A 23167-nucleotide genomic window follows, 5' to 3' on the forward strand; every position below is an offset into this window, starting at 1 on the left:
ACGGGAGAAGGAAACGGAAGCTACTGCCTGACCACCTGCCCATTTATGGATAATGTCATCGACCACCCCATCATCTGCTCCATCCATCTGGGCATGATTCAGGGATTCCTGACCGGCAGGGGCCATCAGATAAGGGTGCGTCTCGAACCCCTGTCTTCCCCGCGGGGGTGTCTTTTGGAAATATCCGAACCAGGAAGACATCAACCGAACCCGACATAAAGCCCACCTCATAAAAAGCCGGGCCGGTCCAGGTTTTCGCGGCAATCGCAGGCAAGACATCGACACCTGGAACCACCCGGCCCCGACTCATCCCTTGATGAAGCGGGCTTCGATTCGCTTCTGGAATTGTGCGGCAGCAAGGCAGACCGCTGCAACCAGGGTGATTGCCAGCATTCCTACGAAACTACCGATCACCGGATCCACTCCGAGAAGGCCGGACAGGCTCTTGAAGACCCATGTCGAGGCGGTGAATCCCAGGCTGGTGGTGGCCGAGAAGATGCCCATAACCAGTGGATAGCGCCTGGGGAGGCACAACTTGGAAAGAAGGAAGGGGCAGGTGGCCATGTTGATGGCACTGCCCGACCCCACCAGGAAGGCCGACAGGCACACCAGGGGGAAGGACCGGGTGATCAGGAAGAAAAGGGCACCCACAGCCATCAGGACAAAAGCTGCGGGTATCGTCCACTCCCGGCACAGGTCTCGGATTCGGTTGATGCTGAGACCGACCACAATCGATGATCCCGTATTGAACATCAGGGCCAGACCAGCCGCACCGGTATCTCCCAGACTGTATCCGGCTATGTAGACCGCCAGTTTGTTGTAGAGAACAGCCACCAGGAAGATGCTGAGGAAGCCGACCAGGATGCAGGAAACGATGGCCCACCAGGACTGTCGCCCCGCGCCGGACACCGACGAATCCGCCCCTTCGACCTCCTCCTCGCCCTCCTCGACGGTACCGGCACCGGGAACCAGGAAGAAGACCACAACCAGGGCGGGCAGGGCCAGGAAATAGAGCCAGTAGTTGCGGAGCCAGCCACCCCTCGCCAGAAAACCGCCCAGGGCCAGAATGAGCATGGAGGAACCATCCTGAACCGCCAGGGTCACCCCCATGAGTCCTGCCAACCGTTTCCCCCGGAAGAACCTGGCGGAAAGACTGGGAAGGATCGTGGTTGTGATGCCTACACCGAATCCCACCACCAGGGCGAAGACGAGGAGCTGACTGACATTCCCGTGGAACAGGAGGGGAAGCAGGCCGCCCAGGGCAATGCAGATGCAACTGATGCAACCGGCCGTCCTCGACTTCATCCAGGACAGGAGCTGCCCGAAGAGCAGGGCGGAAACGATGGCGGCGGACGACCCGATCGACACCACCGATTCCACGATGGAAGGATCGGTATGGGGAAAGGAGGCCTGGATGGCCGCCACCGAGGGAGAGATGATGGAGTCGAACCGCGACATCACGGCCAGGACCATGATCCCTGCGAGAATACCGATATTCTGTCTGGTCAGCACCCTAGTTGTCATGTCCTCGGATGGCGGTTCAATCTCAACCATCACCCTCCCCTTTCGCTTTACGTCGGGATGGTCTATTCCATAATCAGGGCCAAGCCCGTCAGGACAATCAGGAAGAGCAGATTGAAGAGGGTATAGACCTTCAGATAATGCCCCTTCTTATGGGGGTAGCGCTTGACAACGGCCTTGTAGGAGACAAGGGAGGCCATGGATGCGATCAGGGTTCCCATGCCACCCAGATTGGTGCCCAGGATAATCGCTTTCCAGGCCGTCGAGAAGCCCGAAACCAGAAGGGATGTGGGGACGTTGCTGATCACCTGGCTGCACAGGATGGAGGCGAGTAAGGGGTGGATGTTGACCAGCCCCGAGACCATGCCGTAAAACTGCGGCATGCGCCTGGCATTGCCGATGAAGATGAAGAAGGCCACAAAGGTCAGCAGCAGGCCCCAGTCCACGTGGAGGAATACCCGCCGGTCGCAGATCAGGAAGACAAGTATCACAACCAGGACCATGGCCGCCTGGGGAATGACCCTGGCCACACCGAGCAGACAGACCAGGAAGAGGAGGAGGTAGACGACGATCCGCCACCGTCCGCTGTCCTGCATCTCCTCCACCTGGGGCTGGATCCCGTCCGGCTTGGGTGCCAGGACGCTGTGCTGGATGTCCTTGGCCTTCATCCCCTCGAGCTGGTCGACTCGTTGGCGACCGAAAGCGAACCAACAAACCAGAACCAGCATCAGGGCCGCCACCAGGGTGTAGGGAGCCATCAGGAGGAGGAATTCGCCGGTAGGCATGTCCGAGCGCGCTTTGAGGTAGAGATTGTGGGCATTGCCGATCGGTGTCAGCATGCTCCCCACATTCGCACCCAGGGTCATCAGGGTCACGACCAGGAAGACGTGCTTCTCAAGCCCGGCCATGATCAGGACGGCCATGGCAAAGGGGACGAAGGTGACCAGGGCCACGTCATTGGTGATGAACATGCTGGAGAAGAAGGTCAGGGACACCAAAACCAGGGCCAGGCCACGCACGGAGTGGACCCGGGCAAGGAGGTTGGCGCCGATGGCATGAAAGACCCCGATGCGCTGGAACCCGCAGACCACCACCATGAGCGAACCCAGCTGGGTGATGGTATTGACGTGGATATACCCCAGGTACTGACCGTCGGGATGAACGAATATACAGGAGACCAGAGCGATGACTGCCGCGACAACCAGTACGGTTTCGCCTTTGAGCAGCCTGGTCAGCCAATGTCGCATCGTCACCTCCGGGGCCACAATTCCCCACCCAGTTTACGCGATGGCAGAGGGACCGAATGACCGAAAGCACAAGGATTTTCCGCGCCTGCTCCCCAGGTCGGGAACCCGAAACCTAACTGGCAAAAGGGCTATGGGAACCCGACCAAATGGCCGGGTCGGGCAACTCTTCCGCGCACCTTCGAACTCAACAGGCAACCGCGGTCAGGATTGCTTCGTCGAATCCCTAGCCGCGATGAATCCGCCCAGGTCCAGAGGCGACAGACCGACATAGGTGTCAATCGCTGCGAACTGGGGACCGTTGCCGACAGCATTGGGTGTAGCCCCGGTGAAGGCTATGGTGGTGGCACCGGAAGCAACCGCCGAACGAATGCCCGTCGTGGAATCCTCGAAGGCGATGCAGGCAGCCAAACGGTCAGGCTTCTCTATACCCACCAACTTCGCAGCGTACAGATAGGGTGCGGGATCCGGTTTCTGAGCCAGCCCATCGTCACCGCAGACATAATCCACGAACGCACCCTGAGGTGCCTGGTCCACCACAACCTGAGCCATGCGCCGGGGCGAGGTCGTGACCAGAACAGAGGGAACCCCGGATTGGGACAAGGCCTTCAGGAGGTCGAATACCCCGCTGATCCAAGGCATGTGCTCCTGCTCCTTGCGGGCGACACCGTCGATGAGCATACCCGGGATATCCTCCTCGGGCAGCTGCAATCCCTGCTCCCTGAGGAGTCTGGCAACCCGGGGAAGGGGACTCCCCGAGACCCGCCAACCCATATCATCGGTCCAGTATCCGCCATACTCCTGCGTCAGCTCGATCTCCACCTGATGCCAGTAGGGTTCCGAATCGATCAGGGTACCGTCCATATCCCAGAAGACGGCCAGCGGAAACTCGCCCACCTTGGGACCATCGGAACGGCCTGAACAGGCACCCGTCCGGTCTATCGGTCTTCCGGTTCCTTTGGGAACTCCGCCGGAGGTGCGATCATCTTCTTGCCAGTAGGAATCCATACCAATAGCCTATCGGCAGGGCTCGCCACCGATTCCGCGGCCTTCAACGGGCACGAAGGTCGGGCCACGGTCTCGGCAGGAGATCGTTCAGGTCCACATCCAGGACCTGGGCCACTGCCATCACGTTCAGCAGGCTGGGATTGGATGGGGACCCCGGCCGTGACTGACCGTGTTCCAGTTGCTGATATGAGAACCGTGACAGATTGGCATTGTAAGCCACATACTCCTGGCTCAGGTTCAATGCCAATCGACGCTTTTGAATGTTCATCCCTAATTCCCTGACGAAGTCAGGCCACGGGTCGGGTATCTGCGAATGAGGCACATAGATAAGTTAAAAGACACAATCACTTTGTCTAGCCTTACCGGTAATACATTACAAGTAAGGCCATGCGGGTTATATCTCACAGGAGGAGGTGCCCTGCATGCGAACTCCGGTGACGAACATAGACGTGACCTCATCTGCGGACACGGACACCAGGCGATACGGTCTACGGACCGACCGCCACGCACTGAACATGAAATCAGGAATCCCACGATCGCCGGACGTAGAGAAGATCCACGAAGAAAGGGCCGATCAATGAAACAACATACAGCCATAGGAGGAGCAGGCCTGGGACTCATCATCTCACTGGTCCTATGCCTCCTTTGCGGTCTCATGTCCAACCTGGCACAGACGGATGCGGGGCACGTAACCAAGGAGACCCTGTCAATCGAATCACCATCCGGCCACCGGCTCAGCATGGACATGCTCCAGCCCAAGTCGGCCACCCCGAGCCATCCCGCCCCGGCCATCGTCTTCGCCCACGGAGGCAACACCAACAAGGAAAAGAGCGATGACTTCCAGATCGAGTGGCCCGCAGGGGCTTCGTCGTCGTCTCCTTCGACCTTTACGGCCACGGGGAATCCGAGGTTCTCAATAATCAGGAATGGCTGGTGAACGGGCGAGGGCTGTATGACACCGTCGAATATTTGACCACCATCCCCTTCGTTGACACCAACCGAATCGCGGTCTCGGGACATTCCCGGGGTGGCAACACCGTCCACGAATCCATACTGATCGACAACAAGCGCACCAAGCCCCTGATCAAGGCTGTTCTCTATGTGAGCAGGGATCCTGTCTATAAGGACAATGAAACGGCTGCCTTCGGTTATGTGCCCGGCAAGACCAACGTCGTAGAAGCCGCCAAAAAGAACGACAACGGCAAGTATTTCAACTATTACAAAGGACGCACGGTAGGAGTACTGGCAGGCAAGTACGATGACTACTCCTTCAAGGAGAAGGATTCGAAGACGGGGCGGATCAAGCCCAATCCCCAATATCTGAAATCAAACAACGCCCGTTCCTTCCTCAACTTCGGCAAGACCCCGACGCCCCAGACCCCGAATGGCATCAGCGGCCGTTGGTACACCCGCCAGATAAGCGGACGGAAGGCCTCCCATGTGATTTATATGGAGAACGGGACCCACGGCACGGTCCTCTTCCTCTCCCAGCCATGTACGGATGCCGTCCAGTTCATGGTTCGGGCATTCAACATCAGGACCGACCTGGCGGACACCGATCATATATACCCGGTCAAGATGATCGGCGGCCTGCTGGGGCTCATCGGTCTCTTCCTCTTCATGGTCTACGGCACGCTCTGCATGGTCAGGCTCAACCCCTTCCAGGAGGCCGGGTCCGATACCCCCGCACTGATGCGCCAGGCCGACACCAAGCACGGGGGCTCCGCCTGGCTCCGGGGATGCCTGGTGGCCTCAACCGTCTTCTCCGTGGCCAGCTCCCTGGCTCTCTTCGGCTTCAAGGTCGATAAGCACATCGGAACCTACTTCCGACAGGGGATGCCCCTCTTCTACGGAATCTGGGGATGCCTCAATGCCGTATTCATGATCTTCCTCACCTTGCTCTGGTACCGTATGTTCGCCAACAAGAACGGGGCGACTCCTCAGAGCTTCGATATCACCATCAAGGGCAGAAGACTCCAGCAGACCATCACCCTCTCCCTGACGGTCTCCCTGATGGCCATCCTGCTCATCTTCGCCTACAAGTACTTCTTCAACTCGGACTATCGATTCTGGTACTGGGCGGCCAGGCCCTTCACCGCAGACAAGATTCCTGAGATGCTCAAGCTCTTCCCCTTCTTCCTGCTGGCTTATGGTGCCATGTCGGTCTTCACCAACTGCCTGAACTACAACACCTCCTTCGGAAAGAGCAACTGGGGGAACATCACCCTACTGGCGTGCTTCAACCTCCTGCCGGCGCTTCTGATAGCCCTGGCCGGATACGGTTACTTCTTCACGACCGGTGTCAATGGGTCGTTCGGCAACAACACACAGATAGCGGACTGGATGCTCACCCCCCTGGTTCCACTGGCAGTCATGCCCCTTGTTTCAAGGGCCATCTACCGGCACACCCGCAACCCTTACCTGGGAGGTATCATCACGGCAGTCATCGTAACCGTCATGACCTGCATAAACTCGCAGATATCCTTCCCGGCCTGACCCACCCCTGCGTTGCGGGGGGCCGCAACGCAGAAGGACATAAGAGTCGTGATGGCATTGCGCACGGCGCAGGCAGTTCCCCGTAATCCCCCCATTACTTCATGGAGGAATACGGGAAATGGTATTTGGTGGGTTCACGGTCGGGTGCAGTGGTGACCCGACCTTGACGAAATTGCACAACCTCGATCTCAGTCGACGTTGCCGAATACCTGGTTGTTGAGTTCCTTGCGACGGGTTTCGTACTCGGTGATCTTCCCCAGAAGGTCGAACTTCTCCTGGCCGTCAGGCAGACGGTTCATCTGGTGGCGGGCCGCGGAAATCAACCGCATATAGGTGGCGTCGAGGAGCCGCGCCAGGAGCTCCGAAGCGTACTGCCGCTCCTCTGCGGTGGCCGGCCTCAGTTGGATGGCCGCGGCGTTCACAGCAGGCCCCGTCTCCTGGCCGCCACCCGTACCACCTGCAGGCCCGACCCGCCCCGACCCCTGAGCCTGGCTGTCCTTATCAGAAGCGGCCAGCGGCAGGGGCATGACGGCGAGCTCATTGATGGCGGATTCCAGCAATGGACCCGCCTCCTTGCTCAGATTATGCATCCACAGACCCTGGGGGGTGTCTGCGGCGGGCAGCCCACCAGCGGCCTCCACAGCCTGGAAGAGAGTGCGAAAGATAGGGACCTCGAAGCTGTTGGTACTCAGTTGGCTGTATACATCACGGTTGACGGCCCGTGGTATCTGGATCAACAGCCCCATGAACTGCTGCTCACAGATGAAGACCGAATCATCGATCCTGTAATAGCCCTGGTCGACCGCGTCCTTCTTTTCCAGTTCACGACGACGCGCGGACTCTTCATAGGGATTATGGTTGGCGGGTTCCCCACCACCGTTACCATACCTGGGCTGTCTGACCGCGTAGGCGCTCTGGTCGCGCACATTCAGGCTCCGCCGGGCATGACTTACCTCCTGCCGGAGCAGGTCCAGATCCACACCTATCCGGCGGGCGGTCTTCCTGGTGTAGATGCCCACCAGGGACCGGTCTCTGATCTGCGCGATGATCGGTGCCACAGCCTTGACCGCCCCCATCTGGCCGGTCGTGTACTGGGTATCGAACATGTCCACCGCTGAATCGATGACGAAATCGTAGAGGGGCCTTGCATCCTCGACCAGCGAACGGACCGCCTGGTCGCCGTGCTGGATGCGGAGGTCACAGGGGTCCAGGTTGTCACGGGCCACGGCCACGAAGGTCTGGGTGAGGAAGTTGCCATCCAACCCGAAGGCATGGAGGGCGGCCTTCTGCCCGGCGGCATCCCCGTCGAAGGTGAAGACAACCCGGGAACCCCGAACCGGTCCGACCAGCTGGATGGCCCCCAGGGCGTCATCCGAGATGAGGCGGCGGACGATTTTGGCGTGGTCCTCGCCGAAGGCCGTTCCGCAGGTGGCCACGGCCGTATCGACACCGGCCAAGTGGCAGGCCATGACATCGGTGTATCCCTCGACGATGACCACCTGACGCTTCTTGACGATGGCATCCTTGGCCAGGTCGATGCCGTACAGAACCTGGTTCTTCCTGTAGAGCTGGGTGTCCGGGGTGTTGATGTACTTGGCGCTGATGCCGTCGTCCTCGAAGAGTTTGCGGGCGCCGAACCCCAGGGTGCGGCCGGTCGAGTCCCGAATGGGCCAGGTCACCCTGCCACGGAAGTAGTCGTAGACACCGCGCTGGCCCTGCCTTGCCAGACCGGCATCCAGCATCTCCTGCTGGGTGAACCCCTTGGCGGAGAGGTGGCGGACCAGATTATCCCAGCCGCGGGGGGCATATCCGCACCCGAAGTGGGCGCTGTCGGACTGGGAAAAGGTCCTGCCGGCCAGGAGCTTGCGGGCGGCCAGGGCCTCCTTCGTCATGATCTGGGAGACGAAGAACCGCTGGGCCTCCTCGTTGGCCTCGAGCAGGCGGGTCCTTTTGGAGCCCTTCCGCTGTTCCCTGCGGTCGTTGTCGTAATGCAGCTCGATGTGGTACTTATCGGCCAGAATCTCGACGGCATCACCGAACTCGACATTCTCCTCCTTCTCCACATAGGTGAAGACGTCGCCGCCCAACCCGCAACCGAAGCAGTGCCAGACACCCATGGAGGGACGGACCGAAAAGGAGGGCGACTTCTCATCGTGGAAGGGGCACAACCCGACATAGGTACCCGAACCAGAGGCTTTCAGGGTCACGCTCTCGGATACGATCTCATACAGGTCGGCCTTGGCCCGTACCTTCTCGATGTCGTCTTTCTTGATCAGTCCTGGCATATACCCCAGCCTAGCCTTGATTCGGGAACTGGATTGAGCCGTGCAGGAAACCAGGGCCCCCCTCGGCCTGTCGAATCTACTGGCAGATGATGGAGTGGAGGGACAGGGCCGACCCGTCCGTCAAAGAAGCCACCTGGTCGATGGCCACACGGAGGCGTTCCTCGTCGGACCCGGCCTGGACCCAATCCTCCAGGAAGACGGTTTCCAAGGCGTCCGAGGGGCTGGGGGAATCCGCCATCATCACCTCCACCAGATCGGTGACGATTTTCAGCTGTTCCTCATGGAAGGGTTCGAGTTCCCTGGGGGCCATGACGAAATAGACGGCGATGCCCTTCAAGGCCACAATCTCGTATGAGGTCTCCTCAGGAATGACCACTGTGGCGGAATAGCGCGTCAGTGGGCCTTGACCGTACCTTTGGCGGGTGGCGGCTTCGACCGAACCCGCGAACCGCCCGATCAGGGCACTGGTCATGTTCTTCAGCTGGGCCAGGGACCGACGTGAACCGTTGAAGTGCAAGGGCAACATGGTCTTCATCCTGTCCAGGGCCTCCAGGAGCAGGTCGGCATCCCACCGCTGGCCATACCAGTTCCGGGCGGCGAGCACCACCCCGTCCATGACCTTTGGATCGGCCAGGGCAACCGGATCAAAGGAACCGACGACGATGGCATCCTCGACGTCATGCACGCTGTAGGCTATGTCATCCGAAAGGTCCATGACCTGGCATTCCATCGGCGTCGTGTTGGCAGGTACACCCTGCTTCAGCCAGTCGAACACCTCTACATCGTCCGGATACACGCAATACTTGGCCGACCTCTCCCCTTTCGGATGCCTGCCCGCTTCGGCCAGGGTCCAGGGATATTTGATGGAGGCATCCAGGGCGGCCCTGGTCAGGTTGACGCCGGCACTGCGGCCATCGGGGTGAAAGACCTTGGGCTCCAGCCTGGTCAGCAGGCGCATGGTCTGGGCATTCCCCTCGAAGCCACCGATGGAGGAGGCGATGGTGGACAGGGCCCGCTCGCCGTTGTGCCCAAAGGGAGGGTGTCCCAGATCGTGCGCCAGACAGGCACAATCGACCACATCAGGGTCGCATCCCAGCATGGTGCCGATCTGGCGGCCTATCTGGGCCACTTCCAGGGTGTGGGTCAGCCTGGTACGGGCGAAATCGTCGGTCCCTGCCACCAGGATCTGGGTCTTGGCACCAAGACGACGCAAGGCGGAGGAATGGACCAGTCGGGCACGGTCACGCTCGAAGGCAGTGCGTGAGTTGGATTTGGGAGGCTCGGGAGCCCAGCGTTCCTCATCGAAGGCCGTGTACCCCTCGTCGCTGAGACGTTGTCGTCCACTAATTTCAGTCTGCATAGGCCACCTTTCCCAACCAGATGCAACCGGCATCCCCGCTCAGAACATACAGGAATCATCCATCGATCCTGAGCCTGTCCGAGCCGACACTGCAATTGTCCATCATTAGGCACAGAAATCGTATTCCCCGGTCAAATGGCATACCGCCAACGGATTCAATGGCAGGAGGCGGGATTTACAGGCCTCAAGATGGTGGACTCAGTCCAGGGAGTCCACGACCACCAGTTCGGTGGGAACATTGCCGGCTGTTGCCTTGGAATACGGGCAGAGTTCCTGGGTCCTGTCGACAAGACGCCGGGCGGTCTCCTCGTCAATGCCGGGCAGGGCCACCTCGATCCTGGCTTTGATGCCGAAGGACTCCCCTTCGTCACCCAGTGAGACGTGGACCCTGACCCTGCTCTGGGCCAGTTTGGTGGCGGCCACCCTCAGTTCCTTGCCGGCCAACCCCATGGCCCCTTGGAAGCATGCGCCCCAACCGATGGCGAAGAGTTGCTCGGGGTTGGTCCCCTTCTCCTCGCCACCCATGGCCTTGGGTGTATCCAGATCCAGGGAAAGGTCGGGATTGTGACTGACCGCGTGACCATTGCGGCCCCCGGTGACGTCGGCCACAGCCGTGTAGGAGATATTGCTTGGTTCCTTACCTGTATATGTGCTCATGCCCTCATCTCATCACGTACGCGGGTGCTTTGCAAGGATATACGGCCACAATTCGCCCGTCCGGGGAACCATTGTGGGGCATATCACCAAACCGCTGGCCATAGTTCCGCCACCGAGGGATGATACATACACTTCCTCAGGCCTGTTGCCCTTGATCCTCCTGACCGGTCGAGTCGATTTCGGCACGGATCAGCAGGCGGAGCTCAGAGAATGGAGGCCGGGTCAAGGAGGTGCATGTCCTCAGGGTTGATGACCTCCGGGACATGCAGGTAGAGCCTGGGTATCCGGTTACGCAGACAGGTGAAGATCTCATAGCTGATGGTTCCGGCGGCCCTGGCCCAGTCATCGGCCGTGGGCTCGCAGAAGCCTTCACCACGACCGGGACCGAAGAGGACCACGGTATCACCCTCCTGAACGCCCATGGTCGAGGCCTTCCCCTCCAGATCCAGGATGCACTGGTCCATGCAGACCCGGCCGGATACACGGACCAGGCGCGGACCCTGTTTGGTCATCAGGCGGACAGGACCCCCACGGTGGGTGGTTCCGGTGGAGCCCTGGGCATCGAACCCGGATGCCGATCTGTGGATGCCATCCGCGTAGCCCAAGGGCATGATGGCCGTGGAGGTATCGGCACTGGTCAGGTAGGTGCGACCGTAGGAGATGCCGTGACCGGCCTCCAGGTCCTTGACCGTGCTCAGCTGGGCCTGGAGGGTCATGGCGGGCGTCAGCCCGTAGTCGGCGGACCGGCCCATGGAGGGATCCGGCTCGTACCCGTACAGGGCGATCCCGGGACGGGTCAGTTCATAGTGAATCTCGGGACGGTTCAGAGTGGCAGCGGTGTTGGCCAGGTGACGGATCCTTGGCTTCATGCCTGCGTCGGTCATCCGGCGGTCGAAATCCTCGAAGCAGGCGATCTGAGCATCGGTCGAGGCCACGAAATCGGGAACATCGGGCATGTCCGCCACCGCCAGGTGGCTGAAGAGCCCGACCACATCCAAAGTCCCCTCCGCAGCCAGGGGACCGAGCACATCCAGAGCGGAATCGAAGGACTGAGGCGTGAACCCGTTGCGACCGAAACCCGTGTCCACCTTGACATGGACCCTGGCGGGCACACCGACTCGCCTGGCGGCCTCCCCCACCCGGTCGACGATATGGAGGGATCCGACCGCCAGGTCAATATCGGCACGAATCAGGTCATCCAGGGGTGCCTTGTCAACGTTGTAGATCCAGGTCAGTATCCGGCACCGGTCCGGCCCGATGCCCTCCCTGCGCAAGCGCAGGGCCTCCCGGGGCTGGGCCGTACCCAACCATGTGGCACCTCCGGCGAGCGCGGCAAGGGCGGCGGGAATCAGACCATGACCGTAGGCATCCGCCTTGACCACACCCATGACCTGGGCGCCGGACCCGGATTCGCCCACACGTCTGACCATCTCCTCCATATTGCCCTTGAGGGCCGCCAGATCGACAATGGCCTGTCCTGGATAATCCTCCAGGGCCTTCTCATAATTGTCACGGCCGCTGGCCGAGGAGAATTCCCAGGAGGGTGCTGCATTCAAACTCATGGAACCATTGTGCGACAGACCGGAGTCAAAAAACACCGGTATGGTCCAACCGTGACCATACCGGCACCTTGCATTGATGAATCGATCGACGAACCATCCAGGAGGCCAAACCAGCGGCCCATCCCGGGTTCAGGTTGTCGGCAGTCCATACGGTCATCGTTTCATGCGGCCATCAGCACATGGCCACAGTCACACGGTCACCAGCTGCCTGACCGTGGACCCGACCTTACCGACGGAGCTCCCCAGGCTGTCGTGATGCTGGTAGGCCACCCTCACCGGGTCGATATCCTTGTTCTGCGGCATGATGATGTTGCCGCACCTGGTGAATCCATGGGTCTCCAGGATGTGCTGCATGGCGTAGTTCTTCAACCCGGTATCGGCACGGACATTCTCGAAATGACGCATGCTCCAGTTCAGGAGGTCACTGGCTGCATGCCGGGCCAGACCGGAGGAGGCCACCCGGTGGATGGTGGTATAGGGCTGGTCGTCGAGCCAGGCACCATCGATGACCCGGTAGTCCGGGTCATCGTCGTGGAAGAGGGCGAAGACACCGATGATGCGCTCATGTTCGCCGCGGTGCTCGTCCAGTTCAGGCTCCGGATAGTCGGGATCCTGGGGCGGATTGGCCGCGGCCGCCGCATCGTCCACCAGGAGCAGGGTGTGACCGCCCTCGATGTCCGCCTGGATACGTTCGGGCAGCGGATACTTGTCGCCCCACTGACGCGGGTTGCCCGTCTCGGCCATCTTCTTCCGGGCATAGGCATAGACCGACATGATGGCCTCGAAATCATCCATGGTGGCATGACGAATCCAACGTGCCGTTTCCATCTCGTACCTGCGCACTCTTGGCACCTCTTTCCTGACCTGAGAGGCAGGGGGTTTCCGCACCCCTTGCGATTGCCGAAGTACGAGTGTAACCAATGGCAGGTCAGGCGGAAGGGACTACGCATTGAGCGAATCGGGGAATAGATCGGGCTATTGTGTGTTCCTTTCATCCGCGCGGGAACCCGGATAGCGCCCCCCTGCCCGATACGTCCAGGGAGGTTTCCATCAACGCAACACACCAGGGAAGCGGCATCTTCCTCATAGCCGCATTTCGGTTGGCGCCAACACGAATGAGCCCGGAACGATTGACCGTTCCGGGCTCTCCACCACAAGTCCACGAGGGAATCAGACCAGCTTGCGCTCGTAAGGGTCGGAGCTGATGCCGGCGTCGACGATGTCGCGGCTCCACTGCTTGGCGGAGAAGAGGGAGTGGTCGCGGTAGTTGCCGCAGGAGGTGATCTCGGTACCGGGCACATCGTCCCAGGTGGCCTTCTCGGCGATGAACTCCAGGGACTCCTTCAGGGCCTTGGCGACTTCCTCGGTGGAGTGGCGGCCCCAGGTCAGGAGGTGGAAACCTGTACGGCAACCGAAGGGCGAACAGTCGATGTAGCCCGGGATGCGCTCGCGGAGAAGGACGGCGATGGTGTGCTCGATGGTGTGTAGGCCACCCGTGGGGATGGCGTTCTCGTTGGGCTGGACCAGGCGCAGATCATAGTTGGAGATGATGTCGCCCTTGGGGCCCTCCTCCTCGTCAATCAGACGGACATACGGGGCCTTGACCTTGGTGTGATCCAGTTCGAAGCTTTCGACTACGGGCTTGTCTGCCATGTTCGTTTCCTTTCCTACCGGGCGCCCTGGATGTAAGGCGACCCTGACGAAGTCATGTATGTCCCATGGTAGGCCGACCGGCCTATCTGACCCGGCCCGGCCACGCAGACGGCTTACCCCTCCTGAGCTTCGGTGCCGCTCTTGGAGGAGAACCCGGCGACGACCTCCATGAACCGGGTCCCGTACTGCTCCAGCTTGTGCTGCCCCACCCCGTTGACGGCCAGGAAGGTGGAGTCGTCGGTGGGGCGGAGCCGGCACATATCGCGTAGGGTCTTGTCGGAGAAGACGATGTAGGGGGGTTTGCCGATCTCGCGTGCGATGCTGGTTCGCAGATCGCGCAACTTCTGGAAGAGTTCCTCATCCTCTGGGCCGGCCTCACTGGCACCGGCCTGGTCGAGGCCGTCCTCCTCCGCCACCGAAGAGGCTGCGCCCCCATAGACCTTGCCGGAAGCCTGGTCCTCCACGGCGACAAGGGCCCGTGGCCGTTCCACCCGCTTGATCTCATAGTGGAAGTCCGGACTGACCGTCTGGGCGGCCTTGGGCCCGAAATGGACCATGGGGAGTCGCCCCTCGGTGATGGACAGGTACCCGTCCGAGGCCAGCTGGTTGAGCACATCGCGAATTCGCGCCTCGGGAATATCGGAGAGGGAACCGTAACTGGGGCAACGGTCCAGACCGCGCCGCAGGAGATCCTGTGATCGTGAGCCCCTGAGGATCTGGGCGATCTTCCCGGAGCCGAACCCCTGGTTCACGTCATGCACGCACCGGCTGATGGCACGGGCCACTTCACTCACATCGATGGTCTCGAACGTGCTCAGACAGTTGGAACAGTTCCGGCAGCCGACATGGTCATCACCCTCGCCCTTCCCCTCCTTGTTCATGTCATGGTGCCCGACCGGGATGGACTCGCCCTTGCCGGCTTCGGCAGGCGAAAGACCGGCGGCGGCCTGATCGACCTCTTCGCCGAAGTAACGCAGCATGTACCGGTGAAGACAGCCGGTGGTCCGGCAGTAGCCGATCATGACATTGAGCAGACGCCGATGCTCGGCCCTGACCGCCTCCGCCTGATCACCGGTCAACCGTTCGTTGCCGTTGTCCATATCGAGGAGGCGTCGGCGCGTAACGATGTCGCTCTCGTTCCAGAGCAAGGAACACCGGGCCGGCTCCCCGTCACGGCCTGCCCTGCCAGCCTCCTGGTAGTAGGCCTCGATGCTCTCGGGCATGTTGTGGTGGATCACATACCGCACATTGGACTTGTCGATGCCCATGCCGAAGGCATTGGTGGCTACAACCACCTGCACCTTGTCGTTGACGAAGTCCCGCTGCGCCCGCTCCCGGGCCTGGGCATCCATACCGGCGTGGTAGCTGACGGCACTGACCCCGACCTTGGTCAGGTCATCGGCCAGGGCCTCGGTCTCCTTGCGGGTGGCGCAGTAGACGATGCCCGAGTCATCCTGGTGTTTCAAGGCGTACCGGGCCACCCAGCGGTTCTTGTCCTTGGTCTCCAGCTTGATCACATCGAAGAAGAGGTTGGGTCTGTCGAAACCGGTCACGGCCACATAAGGATCGTTCAGTCCCAGCATGTACACGATGTCACGACGGACCTTCTCCGTGGCCGTGGCGGTGAAGCCCGCCACGACGGGCCGCTCCGGCAGGGACCTGATGAAGTCGCCGATGCCCAGGTAGGAGGGGCGGAAGTCCTGCCCCCACTGGGATACGCAGTGGGCCTCGTCCACAGCCAGGAGGGAGATTCGCGTCCGCTGGGCAAAGTCCCTGAACCTGGGGGCATCCAGGCGTTCAGGAGCCACGTACAGGATCTTGCTCCGCCCCTGGGCCGCCTGTGCAAGGGACAGGGCCTGCTCATCCATGTCCTGGGTCGAGTTGACGAAAGAGGCCTGGATGCCGGCATCCTCCAACCCATCCACCTGGTCCTTCATCAAGGAAACCAGGGGCGAAATAACGACGGTCAGACCGTCCAGGAGGGTGGCGGGAATCTGATAGCAGATGGACTTGCCTGCTCCAGTGGGCATGACACCCAGGCAGTCCCGCCCTCCCAGGACGGCCTTGACCAGATCCTCCTGACCAGGCCGGAAGGCCCCATACCCGAAATACCGCTTCAGCGCCAGCCCTGCATCCTCGATGTCCACCATGATTCCCCAGTCTATTGCCTGACCGGAAGTGACGCAGTGGGTGAAATTACCATGTGGTCGATCATCGGCGGGCTTCTGGCCGAATCAGGAGGTGATACCCTGCAGTGTCGGCAGCTGCCTGCGGCTGATAAGCCGGTGACCGGCCAGGACATATGCGACAGTCAGGACCAGGGTGGGGACCGGCTGGGACGGATTAAGCAAATGGTGACATACCCCATGAATCATCCATGGGAGGTGGTTGTGAATGCCATGGAACGATTGCGAATGATCTGGGGTCAGGTGGTTGTGGAACGGGTCACGGCGTTGGAGATCGGTGAACGGAAGGCCATCGGGGCACAGACGAAGGCCACGATCAGAAGAGGCAGGTCAGTGAGCAGACCGGTGAAACCGACACACGGGTGGATGAGGCCGAACATTCCCATGACGAAGAGGCCGGACCAGGAAAACCACCGGCCGCGGAATCGTCTGCACCTCTGGATCCATGCCGGTCTGACCTGCCTGCGGCAGAAATCCCTGACCCTGGTCAGGTACCCAACCGGCCCCGACCCCATCACAGAAACCCCCGGCCCGGATTCGGTTCCGATCCTCATTACCTGTCTGATCTTCGTCGTGCCGCACCTTCCGTAACCTGAACGAAGCACGTCTGCAGATCCATAGGGGCGACTATAAGTCCCCCTGGGCTGCTCTTCGGGCACCGGACCCCGATGCTGACGCGCACCCAATCGCCGATGCGTTGCCGACTCCGCAAGGACGGATTGGCCTCGTACAGGAAGACGTCCACATCTCGCGGACGTCCGGTGAGTCGTCTACCGGATTGCTCCCGTCCAGCCGGATCAGACCCTTGTCGGGGAGTATCCTGCCTCTTATCAGATTGCAGATGGTGGATTCGCGGGCCCCGCTCCTCCCGAAGAGCCCATAGATGATGCCCGGTTCAAAGCAGAGCGATATCTCATCCAGGGCCTTCAGACCACAGCATGTGTCGTCCATTTGGAAACCAGACTCGTTGACAGACCGTTTCCATGATGGCTTCACGATTTTTACGGGATACGCCCAGGGCCTTGGCCTCTTCGACCAGGTCCTGGAACCTCCCTGCCAGAAGTTCCTTCCTGCACTGATCACGAATCCGCCGCCCGGCACCGTCGGTGGCGAACATGCCCAGACCACGCCACTTCTCCAAACCACGGCCGGCCAGCAGGTTCATCCCCTTGAGCACCGTGGCCGGATTGATCTGGTAGGTGGTCGCGATTCCCGTGGTGCTGGGCACCCGCTCACCCTCGACGATCAGACCCTCGGCTATGGCTTCGGTCAGTCGATCCGCCACCGTCATGGATGTCGATTGCCATCGCTTGACCGCCTTGTCTGCCTGGGTCCGGTCTCTCGGACACCTGCATCCGAAACGCCGGTTGTGTATCTCACCACTCTGTACCGCTTAGTTACTTGAGTAACTGACCAACAGTGCAGGACTCGGGGTCCCATCCATCAAGCCGAATCTGAATTCCGTCCGTGCACCATCCCCTTCCGGCAGTGCCGAATTCGATTCCACTGGACGGACTGCCGGGAAGGCCCTGATCAGATTCAGACGAACCTGGAATCAGGCAAGGCCGTATCAGCTACAGGGTCGCTGCCGCCAGCAGCTGCCTGGTATAGGATTCTCTGGGATGGTTGAGGATGGCCCGCACCGGCCCCGTCTCCACGACCTTCCCCTGATCGAGCACCAGGACCCGGTCCGCTACGTGCTGCACTACGCCCAGGTCATGGGAGACGATAACCATGGCCATGCCACCGGCCGAATCGGTCTGCTGCCTGGATTCAGCCATGATGGATTGAAGGGTATGGAGAATTCCCACCCTGGCGGAGACGTCGATGGCGCTCATGGGCTCATCGGCCAGGAGGATTCGAGGCTGCACGATCAGCGCCCTGGCTATGGCGGCACGCTGGGCCTGGCCGCCTGACAGATCCGACGGGTAAGCCGCCATGACCCGGGCGGGGTCCAAGTGAACCCGGTTCAGCATCCCGGCCACACCATCGGCCAGGTCTCCTTCATCCCGGTGCCGGTGCCAACCATGCCCGGCATCCCTCCTCCTCGCGGCCAGAAGCGGTTCGGCAATCGACCGGCCGATGGTCCATCTGGGGTCAAGCGAGGTGAAGGGATTCTGAAAGACCAGGGCGGAGTCCCTGGTCAGGGATCTGGCTGCGGATGACCCGGGCAGGACGGGCACACCCCGGTATGACAACTCTCCGGCATCCGGTCTCAACTGCCCCAGAAGCAGACGGGAAAGGGTGGTCTTCCCGGAACCGGATGATCCGATGATCGCCAGGCACTCCCCCTCGAAGAGGGCCAGGTCAACTTCCTCAACCGCCGCTTTCCGATCCGCGTCCCGACCCCTTCCTGGGTAGACCTTGGTCAATCCCCTCCCAACCAGGATCGGCTCGGCATGAGCGCGGCCTCCATCCATGGGGCCCGCAAGCACAGGGTCGGCCATGTCCGACGTCGCCACTCCTTCAGTCACGCCCATGGCTCCCCCCCATCCCGGCCAAGTTCCGATTCGGGCTGAGCGCCCTGCACCCATTCTGTGCCATCATCGCCAGGGTCCTGCCCCTCTGCGCTCAAGGTCAGTTCCCTGGCGGCCCTGACCAGGATCCTGCCCTGGGTGCTGGAGGGATCACGCAGGATGCTCTGCCTCCCCCCCTCTTCGACAACCCGCCCGGCATCGAGGACGTAACAGTAATCAGCGACCCTGACCAGGACGGAGAAGTCGTGGGTGATGAAGAGGAGGGAGGCGCCGCTGTTATCGACCAGGGAGACCAGGAGGTCCACGATCTGCCGCTGGGTGATGGCATCCAGGGCCGTGGTCGGCTCGTCCGCCAGAATCAGCCTGGGTTTGGCGACCAGGGCCGTGGCGATGGCCACCCGCTGCTGCTGGCCGCCGGAAAGCTCATGCGGGTACGAGGTGGCCAGATTCCCATCCAAACCGACCTCCGTCAACATCTCCATGACCCGCTGTCGTCTTTGCCCGGCGTTCAGGCGATAATGATGACGGAGGGGAAGCTCGATCTGGTCGTAGACCTTCCGTACCGGGTTCAGGGCCGTGGAGGGGTTCTGAAAGATCATGCCCATCCGTGATCCGCGCAGGTCCGCCAGGGACCGGTCATCCGAACCGACGATCTGAAGACCGTCGACCAGGATGGAACCGGAGATGGAGGCCGTCAGCGGTGCGGTTCCCAGAACACTCCGGGCGATCATCGACTTCCCCGAGCCTGAGGAGCCGATAAGACCGACCCGTTGGCCATCCGCCACAGTGAGGTTCACCCCGTCAAGGATGGTGCGGCCATTGATGGACATGGTCAGGTCGTTAATCATCAAAGACATGATCGGCCTCCTTGGCCGGGATGATCGGCATCCATCCGAACGGAACGGTTGTCGCCGTTGGCCTGGTCATCACCGTCGGCAGGGCCAGGGCGGTCAGCGCATTCAGCATGAGCAGTAAGGCCACAACGGCTGATCGAATGAGCGGAACCAGCGGAATCAGCAGGACCATCCATGCCCTTGGACCGGGGTACCGCCCGACCGGCACCAGCAACGGCGGCCCTGAGTTCGGGATTGGTGACCGGGTCGATGGCGTCCCGCAGGGCATCTCCGAAAAGGTTCAGGGCCACCACGACCATGGTGACCACCAGCCCGGGCCAGAGCACGGTCAGGGGGAAGACATTGATGAACTTGACCGAGGTGGTCAACGAATGCCCCCAGGAGGGCAGACCCGAGGGGACACCCACGCCCAGGTAGGTCAGTCCCGACTCGGCCAGGACCGAGGTGCCCGCCGACATGGAAAGCTGGACGCACAGGACCGGGATGATGTTCGGCACCAGATGGGTGAAGAAGATCCTGAAGGCACCGACACCGCTGTGTCGGGCCGACTGCACATAGTCCGACCCGGCCACCAGGAGCGCCTGGGGCCGTACGATCCGGGCCAGGTTGAGTCCGTAACCGAACCCGCAGGCAACGATGACGACGGCCATGCTGGGCCCCAGGGGAACCGCCAGAATCAGGGCCAGGAGAACCGTGGGCAGGGAGATCAGGGCATCAACCAGAACCACGACCGTCTGGGAGATTCCGGCATGTGGCGAGACCATGGCCATGACCAGGCCAAGCCCCAGAATCGCGGACAGGAGGACGGCCAGGAGGGATATGACCAGGTTGGTGGCGGAGCCTGCCATCAACCATGAGAGGATGTCGGCCCCGGTCCCGTCCGTACCGAGAAGATGGCCGCGACGGGGGGTCTGCCAGATTTGGTAACCGTCGGTGGACCAGATGGAGACCGGGGTCCAGAACCTTGAAACCAACGAAACCAGCACCCAGAGCGCCAGGACAATCAGCGAGTAGCGCCCCGCGGCCCTGTGCCACATGCTGCCCAGCACCACCCGGGTACGCCCCCAGAAACCCAAACGACCGGGAAGAGGGGGTCTCGACCCCAGGCGGCGACCACCTTGTTCTCCAGGATTCATCAGGCCGCCACCTCCCGCCTGGTCCCGTCGCGCAAGCGAGGATCAATCAATCTGTGGACAATATCCACTAAAAGTCCCAGGAGGAGGAAGAAGGCCGCCAGAAGAAGGAGCTCCGACTGGACAGCGAGGAGGTCACGGTTGCCGACATCGGCGATCAGCATGGATCCCAGTCCCGGCAGGGCGAAGAGGTTCTCACTGACCATGACCCCGGTGATCATCTCGGCCATGGTCAGCCCCACCACGGAGACCAGTTGGGGGGAGGCCACCCGCAGGCCGATGCGCAGGGCGGCCTGGGTCCTGGTCATCCCGCAGGACATGCCCATGTCCACGTACCCCGAGGAGAGCATATCGCCCAAGAGGGAGCGGGTGTACCGCATGATGCCGGCACCCACGATGATGCCTGTCGACAAGGCCGGCAGGAGGAGGGACTGCAGGGCCTGTCCGGGTTGGTCCCAGCCCTGGACCGGGAACCCCTGTGAGGGCAGGAGGCCTATCAGACCGGCCCCCTTGGAGAAGAGCATGATGAAGAGGAGCCCCGACCAGAGGGCCGGAACGGCGCCTCCCACAATGGCGGCCATGTGGCTGAAGGCCTGCATCCTCGGGCTCCGGGCCAGGGCCGAGGCACACCCCAGCGGTATGCCCAGGACCAGGGCGATGGCCAGACCGCACAGAATCAGGGGGAAGGTGACCTGGGCCCGCTCCCCCACCTGGGCGGCGACCGGACGGTCGGTCAGGAGGGACCGCCCCAGGTCGCCATGCATCAGGCCATTGGCCCAGTCCAGGTACTGCCGTGGATAGGAACGATCCAGCCCCAGCCGCTGCCGCAGGGCCGTCACCCGCTCGGGTGGGGCGTTCAGGCCGGCCATGACCGAGGCCACGTCACCCGGCAGGATGCGCAGGGCCGCGAAGACCAGGACGGAGACCGCCACCAGGGCCAGGATAAAAAGCGCCAGACGTCTGAGCAGGAATCGCGCCATGGTCATGCCTTCCGGTAGGTCAGGTCGGCCAGGGGCAGGAGGGACTGGTTCAGGTTGACCGGGAACCCTTCCAGTCCCTGGTGCCAGGCCGTGGTGATCCGGTAGTTGAAGAGCCAGTCGGCTGCCGCATCCTCGCTGACCTGGCGGGCCGCCTTGGCCAAAAGGTCCCGCGAGCGCTCCCGGGAGACCGTGTCCATGGCCTGGTCGTAGAGCTGGCGCACCTTGGCGGAGTCGTAGTTGTAGTAGTAGGTGGGGGTGGCCCACTGGTAGAAGTCGTGGCTTTCGCCGTGGTCGACCAGGGAGAGGTCGTAATCCTTGTTGGCATGGACGTCCTGAAGCCAGACCGAGAACTCGACCATCCTGATGTCCAGGTCGATTCCCACGGCCTTGAGTTGCGAGCGCAGCTGGTCCCCCAACTCGGCCCCGTAGGTGTTGGCATAGGTCAGCCGCAACCGCAGAGGACGCCCCGGCCCATATCCCGCCTGGGCCAGGAGCCGACGGGCCCTGCCCGGATCATGGGGGAAGAGACCGGTCAGGTCCTCATATCCCGGGTCCAGGGGAGGGATGGGTCCCCCCAGGGCCTTGTCGGCCCCGCCCCGGGAGGCGATCAGCTGCTTGTGGTCTATGGCGTACCGGATGGCCTGACGCACCCTGATGTCCGATGTCGCACCCCCCTTGCCGTTCATGGCCAGGACGAACTTGTCCGTATCATCCCCGGCCTGGACATGGAAGGAGGGATCGGACCGGAAGGGCCCGGCCAGGTTGGCGGTGATGGGTGCCAAAACCTGCACATCCCCGCTGCGCAGGGCGTTGACGGCGGCGTTGTCATCGGCCAGGTAGCGGATCCGAATGGTTCCGGTCTTAGCTTTCCTCGGCCCCCAGTAGTGGGGGTCGGCCTTGAGGATGACCGAGTCGTTGGGGCGGAAGGTCTCGACCAGGTAGGGCCCCGAGCCCTGGGCCTGGGTCTTCATGTCGTAGCTGGCGCGATGGTCGAAGACCAACCCGGCACGGCCGCTCAGCTCCCAGAGCAGGTGCTGGTATGGCCTGGTCAACCGCAGCCTGACCGTCGTGGCACCTACCTGATCGATCGACCGGTAGTTCCTGAGCATCTCGCTGCCCTGGTAGTGACGGTCCATCAGTTCCCGGAGGGACCAGACCACATCCGCCGCGTCAAGGGGGTGTCCGTTGGAGAAACGCATCCCCCGGTTCAGGTGGAAGGTGTATTCCAAGCCGTCAGCGGAGACCTCCCAGTCCTTGGCCAGGCCGGGGATCACCTTGTTGTCTGAGTCGCGGGCGACAAGACCCTCATAGACGTTTCCGATCAGCAACTGGTCCAGGGCGGTTCCCGATTGGTTGCGAATATCCAGGTTGCCGGGCGGCAGTTTCAGTCCGATGCTGATTGAACCGGCCAGACCCCCCTGGGTCCGGTCCGTCTGACCTCCCCTGTGGCCGGTCCAGAGCGAAACCACCAGGGCCAGGGCCAGCGTCAGGCTGAGCAGCTTCCAGGGCAAGGAGTTGCCTCGGGACGACATGGGCCTATAGGCCTCATTCAGGGTCGGGTCGGTGCTGGGGCCCGGCCGGTCGTCGGCACCCGCCCTCGGGCCCGGCCGGTCATGGCCTCTTCCTGCTTCGGTCGCGCTGCCCGGGGCATGCACGCCGGGTTCATCTGGTCTCATACCTATGTTCCCTCGTGAATTCGGTTGACCGCCATAATGGTCGATCACCTTCATCCAGCATAGACCCGGAGACCA

20 protein-coding genes and 1 pseudogene are annotated in these 23167 nt (G+C 61.7%); 3 read left to right on the plus strand and 18 right to left on the minus strand.

Annotated features, from left to right (window positions below; translation table 11 throughout):
• Positions 1–306: 306 nt before the first annotated feature.
• From AACP59_RS04045 to AACP59_RS04060, 4 genes are all read right to left on the minus strand, one after another.
• A complete protein-coding gene (locus tag AACP59_RS04045) occupies positions 307–1554 on the minus strand; it encodes an MFS transporter (RefSeq protein ID WP_297317378.1) in 1248 nt (415 codons plus the stop codon).
• Positions 1555–1586: 32 nt separating this feature from the next.
• Positions 1587–2768 (minus strand): SLC13 family permease, encoded by a 1182-nt coding sequence (locus AACP59_RS04050; RefSeq protein ID WP_339349992.1) that lies wholly within the window; start codon positions 2766–2768, stop codon positions 1587–1589.
• Between the two features lie 201 nt (positions 2769–2969).
• Positions 2970–3662, minus strand: coding sequence for an HAD family hydrolase (locus tag AACP59_RS04055; RefSeq protein ID WP_339349993.1), 693 nt, complete (start codon positions 3660–3662; stop codon positions 2970–2972).
• Between the two features lie 154 nt (positions 3663–3816).
• Positions 3817–4041 (minus strand): helix-turn-helix transcriptional regulator, encoded by a 225-nt coding sequence (locus AACP59_RS04060; protein ID WP_297317360.1) that lies wholly within the window; start codon positions 4039–4041, stop codon positions 3817–3819.
• 309 nt (positions 4042–4350) lie between these two features.
• Between AACP59_RS04060 and AACP59_RS04065 the strand changes: the two genes are divergently transcribed.
• Positions 4351–4710 (plus strand): alpha/beta hydrolase family protein, encoded by a 360-nt coding sequence (locus AACP59_RS04065; RefSeq protein WP_339349995.1) that lies wholly within the window; start codon positions 4351–4353, stop codon positions 4708–4710.
• Positions 4707–6269, plus strand: a complete 1563-nt coding sequence (locus AACP59_RS04070) for an alpha/beta hydrolase (protein WP_339349997.1) — start codon at positions 4707–4709, stop codon at positions 6267–6269. Before AACP59_RS04065 ends, AACP59_RS04070 begins: the two co-directional genes overlap by 4 nt.
• Before the next feature lie 188 nt (positions 6270–6457).
• On the opposite strand, the gene dnaG is transcribed toward AACP59_RS04070, so the two are convergent.
• The 7 genes from dnaG to AACP59_RS04105 form a co-directional block, all read right to left on the minus strand.
• Positions 6458–8554 carry a DNA primase gene (gene dnaG, locus AACP59_RS04075; protein WP_339349999.1) on the minus strand — a complete coding sequence of 699 codons (2097 nt, stop codon included), beginning with the start codon at positions 8552–8554 and terminating at the stop codon, positions 6458–6460.
• A gap of 76 nt (positions 8555–8630) precedes the next feature.
• Entirely contained in the window at positions 8631–9914 is a 1284-nt protein-coding gene (locus AACP59_RS04080; protein WP_297317357.1) for a deoxyguanosinetriphosphate triphosphohydrolase, read from the minus strand.
• 198 nt (positions 9915–10112) lie between these two features.
• A complete protein-coding gene (locus AACP59_RS04085) occupies positions 10113–10571 on the minus strand; it encodes an Ohr family peroxiredoxin (RefSeq protein WP_297317356.1) in 459 nt (152 codons plus the stop codon).
• 203 nt (positions 10572–10774) lie between these two features.
• Positions 10775–12133: an alanine racemase gene (alr, locus tag AACP59_RS04090; protein ID WP_297317245.1), complete on the minus strand. Its 1359-nt coding sequence runs from the start codon at positions 12131–12133 to the stop codon at positions 10775–10777.
• Between the two features lie 189 nt (positions 12134–12322).
• Positions 12323–12976, minus strand: a complete 654-nt coding sequence (locus tag AACP59_RS04095) for an N-acetyltransferase (RefSeq protein WP_370465962.1) — start codon at positions 12974–12976, stop codon at positions 12323–12325.
• 327 nt (positions 12977–13303) lie between these two features.
• Positions 13304–13786, minus strand: a complete 483-nt coding sequence (locus tag AACP59_RS04100; protein ID WP_297317243.1) for an S-ribosylhomocysteine lyase — start codon at positions 13784–13786, stop codon at positions 13304–13306.
• Positions 13787–13899: 113 nt separating this feature from the next.
• Positions 13900–15936 carry a RecQ family ATP-dependent DNA helicase gene (locus AACP59_RS04105; RefSeq protein WP_339350000.1) on the minus strand — a complete coding sequence of 679 codons (2037 nt, stop codon included), beginning with the start codon at positions 15934–15936 and terminating at the stop codon, positions 13900–13902.
• A 36-nt stretch (positions 15937–15972) separates the two neighbouring features.
• Here AACP59_RS04105 and AACP59_RS04110 point away from each other — a divergent pair, with 36 nt between their 5' ends.
• Positions 15973–16563, plus strand: a complete 591-nt coding sequence (locus AACP59_RS04110; protein ID WP_339352924.1) for a hypothetical protein — start codon at positions 15973–15975, stop codon at positions 16561–16563.
• A gap of 36 nt (positions 16564–16599) precedes the next feature.
• Here the strand turns inward: AACP59_RS04110 and AACP59_RS09500 are convergent, their stop codons facing one another.
• The 7 genes and pseudogenes from AACP59_RS09500 to AACP59_RS04140 form a co-directional block, all read right to left on the minus strand.
• Positions 16600–16923, minus strand: a complete 324-nt coding sequence (locus tag AACP59_RS09500) for an ATP-binding cassette domain-containing protein (RefSeq protein ID WP_370465963.1) — start codon at positions 16921–16923, stop codon at positions 16600–16602.
• Complete coding sequence (locus AACP59_RS04115; RefSeq protein WP_339350003.1) at positions 16886–17263, minus strand: GntR family transcriptional regulator; 378 nt, start codon at positions 17261–17263, stop codon at positions 16886–16888. Before AACP59_RS04115 ends, AACP59_RS09500 begins: the two co-directional genes overlap by 38 nt.
• A 283-nt stretch (positions 17264–17546) precedes the next feature.
• Positions 17547–18452 carry an ATP-binding cassette domain-containing protein gene (locus tag AACP59_RS04120; RefSeq protein WP_339350004.1) on the minus strand — a complete coding sequence of 302 codons (906 nt, stop codon included), beginning with the start codon at positions 18450–18452 and terminating at the stop codon, positions 17547–17549.
• Positions 18443–19306 (minus strand): ABC transporter ATP-binding protein, encoded by an 864-nt coding sequence (locus AACP59_RS04125; RefSeq protein WP_339350006.1) that lies wholly within the window; start codon positions 19304–19306, stop codon positions 18443–18445. Before AACP59_RS04125 ends, AACP59_RS04120 begins: the two co-directional genes overlap by 10 nt.
• A 212-nt stretch (positions 19307–19518) precedes the next feature.
• Positions 19519–20340 (minus strand): annotated as a pseudogene (locus AACP59_RS04130) (ABC transporter permease); the annotation flags it as partial.
• 98 nt (positions 20341–20438) lie between these two features.
• Positions 20439–21416 carry an ABC transporter permease gene (locus AACP59_RS04135; protein ID WP_339350084.1) on the minus strand — a complete coding sequence of 326 codons (978 nt, stop codon included), beginning with the start codon at positions 21414–21416 and terminating at the stop codon, positions 20439–20441.
• A gap of 2 nt (positions 21417–21418) precedes the next feature.
• Positions 21419–23092: an ABC transporter substrate-binding protein gene (locus tag AACP59_RS04140; protein ID WP_297317237.1), complete on the minus strand. Its 1674-nt coding sequence runs from the start codon at positions 23090–23092 to the stop codon at positions 21419–21421.
• Between the last annotated feature and the right edge of the window lie 75 nt (positions 23093–23167).

The organism is Bifidobacterium indicum (assembly GCF_036987015.1).
GTDB classification, from domain to species: domain Bacteria; phylum Actinomycetota; class Actinomycetes; order Actinomycetales; family Bifidobacteriaceae; genus Bombiscardovia; species Bombiscardovia indica.

What these genes read in the sequence shown, in the direction of transcription:
- AACP59_RS04045 (WP_297317378.1), bottom strand. Translation starts at nt 1,554, where the DNA reads ATGGTTGAGATTGAACCGCCATCCGAGGACATGACAACTAGGGTGCTG.
- AACP59_RS04050 (WP_339349992.1), bottom strand. Translation starts at nt 2,768, where the DNA reads ATGCGACATTGGCTGACCAGGCTGCTCAAAGGCGAAACCGTACTGGTT.
- AACP59_RS04060 (WP_297317360.1), bottom strand. Translation starts at nt 4,041, where the DNA reads ATGAACATTCAAAAGCGTCGATTGGCATTGAACCTGAGCCAGGAGTAT.
- AACP59_RS04065 (WP_339349995.1), top strand. Translation starts at nt 4,351, where the DNA reads ATGAAACAACATACAGCCATAGGAGGAGCAGGCCTGGGACTCATCATC.
- dnaG (WP_339349999.1), bottom strand. Translation starts at nt 8,554, where the DNA reads ATGCCAGGACTGATCAAGAAAGACGACATCGAGAAGGTACGGGCCAAG.
- AACP59_RS04080 (WP_297317357.1), bottom strand. Translation starts at nt 9,914, where the DNA reads ATGCAGACTGAAATTAGTGGACGACAACGTCTCAGCGACGAGGGGTAC.
- AACP59_RS04085 (WP_297317356.1), bottom strand. Translation starts at nt 10,571, where the DNA reads ATGAGCACATATACAGGTAAGGAACCAAGCAATATCTCCTACACGGCT.
- alr (WP_297317245.1), bottom strand. Translation starts at nt 12,133, where the DNA reads ATGAGTTTGAATGCAGCACCCTCCTGGGAATTCTCCTCGGCCAGCGGC.
- AACP59_RS04100 (WP_297317243.1), bottom strand. Translation starts at nt 13,786, where the DNA reads ATGGCAGACAAGCCCGTAGTCGAAAGCTTCGAACTGGATCACACCAAG.
- AACP59_RS04105 (WP_339350000.1), bottom strand. Translation starts at nt 15,936, where the DNA reads ATGGTGGACATCGAGGATGCAGGGCTGGCGCTGAAGCGGTATTTCGGG.
- AACP59_RS09500 (WP_370465963.1), bottom strand. Translation starts at nt 16,923, where the DNA reads ATGGACGACACATGCTGTGGTCTGAAGGCCCTGGATGAGATATCGCTC.
- AACP59_RS04115 (WP_339350003.1), bottom strand. Translation starts at nt 17,263, where the DNA reads ATGACGGTGGCGGATCGACTGACCGAAGCCATAGCCGAGGGTCTGATC.
- AACP59_RS04120 (WP_339350004.1), bottom strand. Translation starts at nt 18,452, where the DNA reads ATGGGCGTGACTGAAGGAGTGGCGACGTCGGACATGGCCGACCCTGTG.
- AACP59_RS04125 (WP_339350006.1), bottom strand. Translation starts at nt 19,306, where the DNA reads ATGTCTTTGATGATTAACGACCTGACCATGTCCATCAATGGCCGCACC.
- AACP59_RS04135 (WP_339350084.1), bottom strand. Translation starts at nt 21,416, where the DNA reads ATGGCGCGATTCCTGCTCAGACGTCTGGCGCTTTTTATCCTGGCCCTG.
- AACP59_RS04140 (WP_297317237.1), bottom strand. Translation starts at nt 23,092, where the DNA reads ATGAGACCAGATGAACCCGGCGTGCATGCCCCGGGCAGCGCGACCGAA.